Source organism: Candidatus Thiosymbion oneisti (assembly GCF_900092655.1).
Lineage (GTDB): Bacteria > Pseudomonadota > Gammaproteobacteria > Chromatiales > Chromatiaceae > Thiosymbion > Thiosymbion oneisti.
In genome coordinates, this window is sequence record NZ_FLUY01000317.1 from 1 (window position 1) to 10,181 (window position 10,181).

Consider the following 10,181-nt stretch of genomic DNA (forward strand, 5'->3'; position numbering starts at 1 on the left):
GGATGTTGTGATTATACAGGTGGACGAAGCGTATGAGGGTTGCCTGGAGAGAAGCGGCGGATTCGAAGCGATTGGAGCGCAGCACATCGGCAATGCGGCCGTTGAAGCGTTCGACCATACCATTGGTTCGAGTCGTTGCAGGCTCGAAGGTCCAAAGGGAGCCCGCGTAGGTTGGGGTGAGGAACGAACCCCAACATCTTTGGCTCGATATAATGATTTGTTGGGATTCGCAAGCTCACCCCAACCTACGCGCTAAAGAGATCAGATGAAATGCGCGACAGTACACCAGCGTCTGGCAGAGTAAACCAGCGGTTGTAGCTTTGGGGCACCAGACAGCGCGGTTCAGGTACCCACGGTGGAAATTCGATTCTATAAAGATCCGCAGACAGACCTCCCGCATATCTACGAGCACGGCGTGACAGAGGATGAAGTAAACGAGATCCTGCTCGGCCGTGGCGAGGATTTGCCTGCAAAGCAGGCTTCACACATGAAACTCGGACAAACTCGGGCGGGCCGATATCTTCAAATCATCTATGTCCCTGACGAAGAACCTGGCAGCGTGTTCGTGATTACGGCTTACGAATTGCAGACCAAAGCCAAGGCGGCCTTTCGTCGGCGGCAACGGAGGAAATCTCGATGAGCAGCAACTTCCCGAAAGGTTGGAATGAAGAACGCGTGCGTGAAGTCCTTGCACATTACGGGAATCAGACCGAGGATGAGCAGTTTGCCGAGATCGAAGACGCCCGCGAACAGGACGACACGGTCATGATGGCAATACCGGTGGACTTGGCCCCGCAAGTGCGGGCGTTGATCGCAAGCAAACAGAGCGTGTAGGCGCCAATTGGGTAAGGGCGGGTGTCTAACCCGCCCTCCCCACACCACCCTGCCTGCGGGTCCGCACAGGGCGGTTCACCGTCGCGGAGCAAGTGTTGACCGAGAGCCTGTCAGGCGTAACCCTGGGCTTTGAGCCAAAGGTCACGAATCGACAGCAAACCCTGTTGCGCTAACCACTGGTTGGTCATCCCCGTCTGCGTGGCCAAGGTCCTCGCCAGATGCCAATCGCCTTTACGGCTAAGGCCCGTGAGAATCGCCTGACGTTTACCCGTCCCAAGTTTCAGGAGGTTGCGTATCCGTGTGCGGACTCGACGCCACGGTTTCCAGTAACCCATCCGGATCCGGCGACGCAACCAGCCATCGCGTTCGGGGATCGGGCGGTTGTATTGCGAGATGCCAAAGTCGTTCATCCAGCCCCTGAGGTAGCGGTTGAGCTTGTCAAAGCGGTGCTCCATCGACACACCCCAGCTTCGGCCCGTCAAACGGCGAACCGCGTGCCGGAAGTCGGTGAACGCGGCATCCGACCAGCGTCTCTTGGTTCCACGAACCGTAACGCCGAGGAACGTGCAATCATCGCTCGGCACGACTTGACTCTTGTGCGCGTTGACCCGCAGCTTGAGCTTTTGGGTCAGATACCGCGTGACGCTGGCTTTGACACGAACCCCTGCGCTTTGGCTTCGGACCAGAATAACCAGGTCGTCGGCATCGCGGGTGAAGCGGTGTCCGCGCCGTTCCAATTCCTTGTCGAGGTCGTCCAACACGATGTTGGCGAGCAACGCAGAGAGCGGAGAACCCTGCCGGGTTCCCCAGTCCGTTGGCTGGACTATCCCTTCGACCAGCACGCCCGCCCGCAGGTAGCGTCCGATCAGCCCCAGCAGGACCTTATCGGAGACCTTACGGGCGACGCGGGACATCATAACGTCGTGTTGAACATGGTCGAAAAATTTCGCCAAGTCCAGATCGACGGCGATTCGATACCCCTCGCGGATAAAGTCCCTGACCTGCTTGACCGCTCCATGGGCCGAGCGCTTCGGTCGAAAGCCGAAACTCGACGCCGAGAAATCAGCATCGAAGCTCGGCGAGAGGACTTGCAAGATGGCCTGCCCGATCACCCGATCGACCACGGTCGGGATGCCGAGCAGCCGCTCGCCCTTTCCCCCCGGCTTTGGAATGCTCTTCCGACGCAGGGGAGAAGGTTGATACGTGCCATCCAACAGGGAGTGGCGGATTTCAGGCCCGTGCGCTCGTGCGTGCGTCGGAAACTCCTCCAGGGTCATCCCATCAATGCCGGGTGCCCCGTTGTTGCGTTTCACTCGCTTCCAGGCGCGGCGCATGTTCGCGCTGTCCACAACCCGCTCCACATACAACGCTGTTCGGCCCTTTATCGGCCCGGCCCTCCCGGGCGGCACCGACTACTATGGCCTCTGCTGACTTCTGCCCCATCACGCCCGACGTTGCCGTCGTGCCCGCTGCCCGAGTCGCCGTAGGGTCTGATTCCGTCCCTTTCACGACGGCCCTCAGTTCGACTCCCATCGCCACACGGACCGCCCGTTGGACAGATCTCCCCGGATAAGAACGTGAACTTTCGCTGCACAACCGCGCCATTTACCGTAACCCTCGAACCTGCAGGCTTCGTACCTGTTGTGCTGACTCGCCCCTGGGACTCAGCCTTCTATGACGTTTCTGTCCGTCGGCTCGCAGCTTTGGCTTCAGCTTCCTTCAGACCCCCCCTCGCGGGGACGCCCTTGCTTTCGCCTAGGAGTTATCGTCACAATAACGTCGGTTCTCCTACAGGGGACTTTCACCCCATAAGTTCACGCCCGTGCCGGGCGTACACAAGCGCGTCCAGCCGACCGCGAGCCACCGAGCGGTTTGTGGTAGATTCGGGGCCAGTGCAGTGGCTCGCGGCGGCTGACGCTAGCGTTAGGCCCCATAAAAAAGCCCCAGCAAATTGCTGAGGGTTGTGAGAAATTTATATGAGGGTCTAGATAACTTTAGCATCTTCAAATGTATGCTAAGGTTATGTTATGAAATGAAAAAACAAGTATTTCAGGCGTTCACACATTTCGGAAGCTAAATTCAGGGCGATTATACGTTATTTCGTGCACGATTTACCGGCCTCGAAAATCGCCGATCTGAGTGATATAAGCCGCCCGACGATAAACAAGATACTTTTAAAGCTACGAATCAGGATGGCCCAGGTTTGTGAAGATTCATCGCCCTTGTCCGGCGAAATTGAAGTCGATGAATCTTATTTCGGCGCGCGACGTGTTCGCGGCAAAAGAGGTCGCGGAGCATCCGGTAAAACGATTGTTTTTGGGTTACTGGAACGCCAGGGGAAAGTCTACACGGAAATCGTCCCTGATGCCTCCAAGAAGCAGCTACAGGCTGCGATCCGGGGCAAGGCATCCCTGGACAGCATCATCCACTCGGACGGTTGGAGAGGCTATAACGGGCTCGTCGACGTGGGGTACGAAAAGCATCTTCGCGTCCATCACGGTAAGAACGAATTTGCCCGCGGTAATTGCCCTATCAATGGCATTGAATCATTCTGGTCGTCTGCCAAACGAAGACTTGCGAAATTCAATGGTGTTCCCCGACAAACATTTCATTTACACCTCAAGGAATGTGAGTTTAGATTTAATCACCGAGCGGAAAATCTCTATGATAGAATACTAACTCTACTGAGAGAAAACCCACTCTAAAGTTATCTAGACCCTACTTCACTGCCCCTGCCAAAGGGTTGCTTTGGTTGCTTACCATTTACTCCAAGACCAGTAAGGAAGCTATCCCAGCCCACATCCTCAAAGCATTAAAAGGGGAGCTTATCGATATAGCGATCCCCACCGGACGGTCGATGCGCCTCATAGCGGGGAGATCGTGCTGGATCAAATCCGAATGAAAACAATAATACTTCTACGAAGTCAAGATACCCTGAAAACAACCGGAGAAGAGTTCAATGAAAACACCCGCAAACTTTTTCAAGCCACTCGCTATCGGTGCGCCGGAGCCCATCCGTGAGCTGCCGATCGCCCTGGAACGCACCATTCACTTCCTGCCCCCTCACATCGAAAAGATGCGGGCCAAGGCCGGACAGATCGCCCAAAAGGTAGACGTGCTCCTGGGTAATCTGGAAGACGCCATCCCCATCGAGGCCAAGGAGGCGGCCCGGACCGGCTTCATCGAAGTAGCCAAGGCGGTGGATTTCGGCCCGACCGGGCTCTGGACCCGGGTCAATGCCCTGAACAGCCCCTGGTTTCTCGACGACATGACCGAGATCATCGGGGCCGTCGGCAACAAGCTGGACGTGGTGATGGTCCCCAAGGTGGAAGGCCCCTGGGACATCCATTTCGTCGACCAGCTCTTGGCGCTGCTGGAAGCCCGCCACGAGGTCAAGCAGCCGATCCTGATCCATGCCATCCTGGAAACGGCCCAGGGCGTGAAGAACGTCAACGAGATCGCCCAGGCCAGCCCGCGCATGCACGGCATGAGCCTGGGACCCGCCGATCTGGCCGCGTCCCGGGGCATGAAAACGACCCGCGTGGGCGGCGGCCATCCCTTCTACGGCGTCATCGCCGATCCCGATGAGGGCAAACCCGATAAAAGCAAGGAGCAACGGGCATTTTACCAACAGGATCTCTGGCACTACACGGTGGCCCGCATGGTGGACGCCTGCCAGTCCAACGGGCTGCGTGCCTTTTACGGTCCCTTCGGTGACTTCGAGGATAGCCTGGCCTGCGAGGCCCAATTCCGCAACGCCTTCCTGCAAGGCTGCGTGGGTGCTTGGACCCTGCATCCGAACCAGATCGAGATCGCCAAGCGGGTCTTCAGCCCCGAGGTCGAAGAGGTGCGCTTCGCCAAACGCATTCTCGAGGCCATGCCGGACGGCTCGGGCGCGGTGATGATCGACGGCAAGATGCAGGACGATGCCACCTGGAAACAGGCCAAGGTGATCGTCGACCTGGCCCGGCTGGTGGCCGAGAAAGATCCCGAACGGGGCACCGCCTACGGGTTATAAGGACCAGGGCGTGTTGACTTCAGCTCGTAGGATGGGCAATGCGGAGCCCGTCCCCCGGTGGGGGAGGGAAAAGGAGTAAACCCTGACCTCCGCGCTTGTCTCCTAATGGTACAGGATTCACAAGATTTCCAGGATTGACAGGATTTATAATTGATTATTCAGAAAATAATCCGGTTAATCCTGATCATCCTGTTAATCTTGTCCTATTAGCGGTTGGCACTAAGATTATGTCAACAACCCTTAGTATCGGAGGCATCCATGTTCAAGATTCTGGAAGGTCTGCGTGTCGTCGAGTCCTCGGCCTTCGTCGCCTGCCCCCTCGGCGGCATGACCCTGGCCCAACTCGGCGCGGATGTCATACGTTTCGACCCCATTCGCGGCGGGATCGACGCCCGCAGATGGCCCATCACCAAGAACGGCAAGAGCCTGTACTGGGTCGGTCTCAACAAGGGCAAACGATCCCTAGCCATCGACGCGAGCAAGCCGGAGGGACAAGAACTTCTGGGCGAGCTGATCGCCGCCCCTGGTCCGGCCAAGGGTATCTTCTCGACCAACCTGCGGGCCGACAAGGGCTGGATGAGCTATGGCGAGCTCAAGAAGCGCCGGGAGGACCTGATCATGGTCAACCTACTCGGCAGCTCCGACGGGACCTCGGCCGTGGACTATACGGTCAACTGCGCCGCCGGGTTTCCCTTTGTGACCGGTAATCATCATGCCGAAGGCCCGCCACGGCCGGTCAACCATGTCCTGCCGGCTTGGGACGCCCTGGCCGGGGTCAACCTGGCCCTGGCGATCCTGGCCGCCGAGCGTCACCGGCGCCTGACAGGCGAAGGTCAGTTGGTCAGATTGGCGCTGTCCGACATCGCCTTCGCCATGACCGGGCACCTGGGATTCATTCAGGAGGCCCAGATCAATCAGGAAGACCGCAAGGGCTACGGCAACTACCTCTATGGCGCCTATGGCAGTGCGTTCGAGACCAGCGACGGGCGCTGGCTCTATATCGTGGTGGTGACCGGCTATATGTGGAAGGAATTGCTCAAGGTCACCGGTCTGGGTGACGCGATCAATGCCATCGCAGCCAGGCTGGGCCTCGATTTTAAGCAAGAAGGCGACCGCTTTCTCGCCAGCGAGGAGATCTCGGTGCCCATTCGCGCCTGGTGCGCCCAACGCACCCTGGGGAAGATCGAAGCGGCTTTCAAAGGCACCGGCGTCTGTTGGGGGCCCTATCGTACTTTCCGGCAGATGCTGGCAGAGGACCCCCGGGTTTCTACCACCAATCCCATGTTCTCCGAGCTCGAGCAGCCCGGCATCGGCCCCTATCTGGTCCCCGGCTCACCGATCGACTTCGGCGCCTTTACCCGCGAGCCCCCACGCCGGGCCCCGCTGCTGGGCGAGCACACGGATGAGATCCTGAGCCAAGACCTGGGGCTGAGCGACAGCGAGATCGGCCGCCTGCGAGCAGCGGGCATCGTTGCCGGACCTGTGGAGATTTCATGATGAGCGACCAAGACAAGCCTCAAAACAAACAACTATCCGACTGGATCGGCTCCCGAGAGATCCGCGAAGAGATCATCGCCGAGTTTCCGGCCCAGGCCGCGGCCGCCATGCTGGATTTGGACGGGGACCCCATGACCCCCCCCATGAGCCAAGGCGATCCCCTGCCCCCCTTGTGGCACTGGTTTTACTTTCTGCCCAAGGCCGCCCGCTCCCAGATCGATAGCGACGGTCACCCCAAGCGCGGCGGCTTTTTTCCGCCCGTTACGCTGCCGCGGCGCATGTTCGCCGGCGCCCGGACCCGCTTCATCCGCCCCCTCACCATCGGCGAAGCGGCGGTTCGGGAGGGCGAGATCCTCGCGGTCAAGGAGAAATCCGGCAAGGCCGGGAAGCTGGTGTTCGTCACCGTGCGCTACCGGATCCGGCAGGACGGCGAAGTTCGTATCGAGGAAGAGCAGGACATCGTCTACAAGGAACCGGGGCCGATCATTCCAGAACCGATGCCTTTGCGATCCCTGCCCGATGTCCCCGCCGGGGCCTGGGTCGAAGAGATCACGCCCGATACCGTCCTGCTGTTTCGGTTCTCCGCCCTGACCTTCAACGCCCACCGCATCCACTACGACCGACCCTACGCCCTCGATGAAGAAGGCTATCCGGGCCTGGTCGTCCATGGCCCCCTGACCGCGGTGATGCTGGCCGGGCTCACGGTCAGACACAACCCCGACAAGCGCATCGCCGAATTCAGCTTCCAGGGCCGGGCACCGCTGTTCGACCTGTATCCGTTCCGGCTCATGGGCCGCCCGGAGGGCGATACGGTCACCCTGGAGGCCCAGGGACCGGACGGCAAGACCACCATGCAGGCGACGGCGGTGCTGGGTTAGCAATCCTGAATTATTTGGCGTTGTCCGGAGGATTCGACGTGTTGCGTTTCGACGCATAAGGGCCTGTTGATCTACGGCCAAACCCGTGCCAGCGTCTCAACGCAACCTACACCCACATGACCCCCCGCGCAGTCTGCCCGCGCGGACCTCGCGTCAGGTGTAGGTTGGGCAAAGGCGCGTTCCGCCGAACCGGCGATTGAGCCGATGGCCTCTAACGCGCCGTGCCCAACATTCGGTGTTCCGTTGGGCACGGTGCCGGCCTACCGGGAGGTGCCTATCATTGATGGGCACGCTTCGCTCTGTGCATCCAGACAAGCAGTCACGGCTTAAGAAACCTCCGTGGAATGAGTGCATCTTAAAATCAGCTTGATGGACGCTCGCTTTGCCCATCCTACGAATCACGCGAATCGACGCGAATGTTCCTATGGGAACAAAAACTCCAATTAGCGCAGATTCTCGTGGTGGCCACGGATGTGCTACTTTATACTAAACCTGTAACACAAAGGGGCCACCACCATGAATGAAGCAACCTTCACCTTCCGGGTCGATGAGGCCCTGAAAAATGACCAAAAGAGGCCACTATGTCACTACTTGCCGGGTCTGGACAAAGGCACAAAACCTTCGTCAGCTACCACCATGCCAATGACCAAGATTACAGGGATTCGTTCGAAGCCATGTTCGCCGACCATTACGACATAATAGTTTCGCAGTCGGTACAGATAGGCGACATTGATGCCAATTTGAACACTGAGTATGTTCGCCAAAGGATACGCGATGAATACTTACGTGATTCTACCGTTACGGTCGTTCTTATCGGTTCCCAAACGTGGCAACGCAAGCATGTTGATTGGGAAATAGGATCAAGTATCCGTAACACCCGGAACAATCCGCGTTCGGGCTTGTTAGGGATCATTTTGCCGACTTACCCACGCCAAGACACCAGTAAATATGACCCGTACACCATCCCGCCACGGCTGGCTAAGAACATCGACTGTGAATACGCAAAAATTTATAATTGGTCTAATGACCCAGCTGAAGTTCAGGAGTGGATTCATGACGCGTTCAATAGGCGAAGAACCGTGAACCCTGATAATTCATACCTGTCATTCGCAAACAATCGAAGCGGCGAAAGGTGGTACTGATATGAAACTGGGAAAGTGGTTAGAAAATTGGGACATGACCGGGCTGAAGATCAAAGCCCCGTTCCTGGACATGGAATGGAAACCGCAAGACGAAGACAAAGCCGCCGCGTGGGAGCTGTACGTAGAGCTATTGACCCATATCGCAACCCAACCACTTGCCCAAGACCACGGTGACGAAAAGACCGCCCTTGATAGCGTTTATTCCCTGTTCCCGATAACGCGGGAAGTTATCAAGAATAACGGGCGGCACTGCATCGAATTTACCAAAATCGCTGTGGTAGTCCTGAACCAACGTATACGCCCATTTACAGCGAAGTGGCACAAGCTGTCATTGGAAGGTGCCTTCGACGATGAAGCCCGATGTCAGACCTTTCGAAGTGAATTGCAAGCCTTGTAAGCTGTTTTAAGGGTTTATACCAAGATGCTTGCTGATATGGCTGGCGTTGAAGACCTGACTGAGCTGGAAGACCAATAGAAAGCCCCGCCATAACACAAAGGGACCGCCGCTATGGAAACAACTTTCACCTTTCGGGTCGATGAGGTCCTGAAAAACGAGTTCGCCGCGGCTGCGAAATCTCGTGACCGGACCGGCGCCCAACTCCTGCGTGACTTCATGCGCGACTTCGTGCGGCAACAGCAAGAAGCCGCCGAGCATGACGCCTGGTTCCGACGCCAGGTGCAGGTGGGCATCGACGCCGCCAACGCCGGTGATGTGATTGCGGCTGAGGAAGTCGAGGCCGAGGCCGCCGCCTGGCGTGCGGGGATGCAGCGGAAGCTCGCCCAGGTTGATCAGGGCACCTCGGCATCGGCACTGTCAAACTTGTGAGGCTAGTTTGGACCCGCCCGGCGAGTACCGACCGGAAAGGAATTAGGGACGGCCCGTATCCAATATCCGTCTAATGGATGCTCTCAACTACCGATGACATCGAGCCGGCAGGATCTTCACGGAAGCATTATCCGCGAATGAACGCAAATGGACTGCTATACGGCACAATCTGAGCTTTTGAATTTCCCCCTTTACACCTCAACCACTACCAGGAGAAGGTAATTAATATAGATATCTCATTGACTCTGCAAATATTAGCAACTATATTTTCGTTTATCGTAACGATTCATGTGCTTCGAGCAAGACATGCTAAGATTATAATCAGCTCGATGCTTACTAAAGATAAAGGAAAATCCACTGCTGCTATCAGAGTTTTAAAGGAAGGTCAGAAAAGATTGGTAGTAGAAGCCATTAGATTTCCGCTTATAGTATGGGACAATTCACCAAGAATAGTTGTCAATGGCATTAACAAAGCTCTCAGGATTTACGAAGATATTTCTGGTTACCGTTCTGAATCGAAGTATGTCAGTGACGAAGCGGTCGAATATTCGGACGGCGGCGGGGAAATGAAAGATAATGATGTCCTATATGCCTATGTTGACTTGGATAGAATGATGGAGGTGTTTATTCGATCAAGGGAAAGCTTGATACATCCAATATTCTTTCGTTTAATGCTGCTAGAATTAAATGTAGAAGTACATTGCACTAACGGCAAAATATATAAACAAAAAGCCCACAGAGAGATAAAATATTACATCAAAAGAAAATATATGAATGATCAAAGATTGTATTGACATCAGTCTTAACGAAAAATTCCAGCAGACCTCCTGCGTCGGCGGCTGAATTATGAACCTGAAACAGATAGAGGGTAAAGCTCTTCATTTAACAGAAAATGAAAGAGCGGAATTGGGTAGTGGTTAAATTCAAAGTGACATGGTTGTGCGACTTAACGATTCGACCCCCACTGCTTTTGCCATCCCTGGCGC

11 protein-coding genes and 1 pseudogene are annotated in these 10,181 nt (G+C 56.3%); 10 read left to right on the top strand and 2 right to left on the bottom strand.

Features of this window, described 5'->3' with window-relative positions; translation table 11 throughout:
• Positions 1-145, bottom strand: a pseudogene (locus tag BQ17_RS20100) (integrase core domain-containing protein); the annotation flags it as partial.
• A gap of 210 nt (positions 146-355) precedes the next feature.
• Here BQ17_RS20100 and BQ17_RS02925 point away from each other — a divergent pair.
• Together BQ17_RS02925 and BQ17_RS02930 are read left to right on the top strand one after the other, a co-directional pair.
• A complete protein-coding gene (locus tag BQ17_RS02925) occupies positions 356-640 on the top strand; it encodes a DUF4258 domain-containing protein (protein WP_089724221.1) in 285 nt (94 codons plus the stop codon).
• The gene (locus tag BQ17_RS02930) at positions 637-834 is read left to right on the top strand and encodes a hypothetical protein (protein WP_089724222.1); all 198 of its coding nucleotides are present in this window, start codon (positions 637-639) and stop codon (positions 832-834) included. Before BQ17_RS02925 ends, BQ17_RS02930 begins: the two co-directional genes overlap by 4 nt.
• A 110-nt stretch (positions 835-944) precedes the next feature.
• Here BQ17_RS02930 and ltrA read toward each other — a convergent pair whose 3' ends face one another.
• On the bottom strand, positions 945-2,183 hold the full coding sequence (gene ltrA / locus BQ17_RS02935; protein ID WP_256091455.1) for a group II intron reverse transcriptase/maturase: 1,239 nt from the start codon (positions 2,181-2,183) through the stop codon (positions 945-947).
• A gap of 714 nt (positions 2,184-2,897) precedes the next feature.
• Between ltrA and BQ17_RS02940 the strand changes: the two genes are divergently transcribed.
• The 8 genes from BQ17_RS02940 (at position 2,898) to BQ17_RS02975 (ending at position 9,989) form a co-directional block, all read left to right on the top strand.
• Positions 2,898-3,539: an IS1595 family transposase gene (locus tag BQ17_RS02940; protein WP_141699058.1), complete on the top strand. Its 642-nt coding sequence runs from the start codon at positions 2,898-2,900 to the stop codon at positions 3,537-3,539.
• A gap of 254 nt (positions 3,540-3,793) precedes the next feature.
• Positions 3,794-4,852, top strand: a complete 1,059-nt coding sequence (locus tag BQ17_RS02945; protein ID WP_089724223.1) for an HpcH/HpaI aldolase/citrate lyase family protein — start codon at positions 3,794-3,796, stop codon at positions 4,850-4,852.
• A gap of 258 nt (positions 4,853-5,110) precedes the next feature.
• The gene (locus BQ17_RS02950; protein WP_089724224.1) at positions 5,111-6,349 is read left to right on the top strand and encodes a CoA transferase; all 1,239 of its coding nucleotides are present in this window, start codon (positions 5,111-5,113) and stop codon (positions 6,347-6,349) included.
• Positions 6,346-7,227, top strand: coding sequence for an HTD2 family dehydratase (locus BQ17_RS02955; protein WP_218068032.1), 882 nt, complete (start codon positions 6,346-6,348; stop codon positions 7,225-7,227). The genes BQ17_RS02950 and BQ17_RS02955 overlap by 4 nt, the downstream gene beginning before the upstream one ends.
• Positions 7,228-7,808: 581 nt before the next feature.
• The gene (locus BQ17_RS02960) at positions 7,809-8,369 is read left to right on the top strand and encodes a TIR domain-containing protein (RefSeq protein WP_089724226.1); all 561 of its coding nucleotides are present in this window, start codon (positions 7,809-7,811) and stop codon (positions 8,367-8,369) included.
• 1 nt (position 8,370) lies between these two features.
• A complete protein-coding gene (locus BQ17_RS02965; protein ID WP_218068034.1) occupies positions 8,371-8,766 on the top strand; it encodes a hypothetical protein in 396 nt (131 codons plus the stop codon).
• Between the two features lie 111 nt (positions 8,767-8,877).
• Positions 8,878-9,195, top strand: a complete 318-nt coding sequence (locus BQ17_RS02970; protein WP_089724227.1) for a CopG family ribbon-helix-helix protein — start codon at positions 8,878-8,880, stop codon at positions 9,193-9,195.
• 239 nt (positions 9,196-9,434) lie between these two features.
• Positions 9,435-9,989, top strand: coding sequence for a hypothetical protein (locus BQ17_RS02975; RefSeq protein WP_089724228.1), 555 nt, complete (start codon positions 9,435-9,437; stop codon positions 9,987-9,989).
• The last annotated feature ends 192 nt before the right edge of the window (positions 9,990-10,181 follow it).

Bases quoted from the DNA above. Each gene is read 5' to 3' on its own strand.
- BQ17_RS02930 (WP_089724222.1), top strand. From the start codon at position 637: ATGAGCAGCAACTTCCCGAAAGGTTGGAATGAAGAACGCGTGCGTGAA.
- BQ17_RS02965 (WP_218068034.1), top strand. From the start codon at position 8,371: ATGAAACTGGGAAAGTGGTTAGAAAATTGGGACATGACCGGGCTGAAG.
- BQ17_RS02955 (WP_218068032.1), top strand. From the start codon at position 6,346: ATGATGAGCGACCAAGACAAGCCTCAAAACAAACAACTATCCGACTGG.
- BQ17_RS02960 (WP_089724226.1), top strand. From the start codon at position 7,809: ATGTCACTACTTGCCGGGTCTGGACAAAGGCACAAAACCTTCGTCAGC.
- BQ17_RS02970 (WP_089724227.1), top strand. From the start codon at position 8,878: ATGGAAACAACTTTCACCTTTCGGGTCGATGAGGTCCTGAAAAACGAG.
- BQ17_RS02945 (WP_089724223.1), top strand. From the start codon at position 3,794: ATGAAAACACCCGCAAACTTTTTCAAGCCACTCGCTATCGGTGCGCCG.
- BQ17_RS02950 (WP_089724224.1), top strand. From the start codon at position 5,111: ATGTTCAAGATTCTGGAAGGTCTGCGTGTCGTCGAGTCCTCGGCCTTC.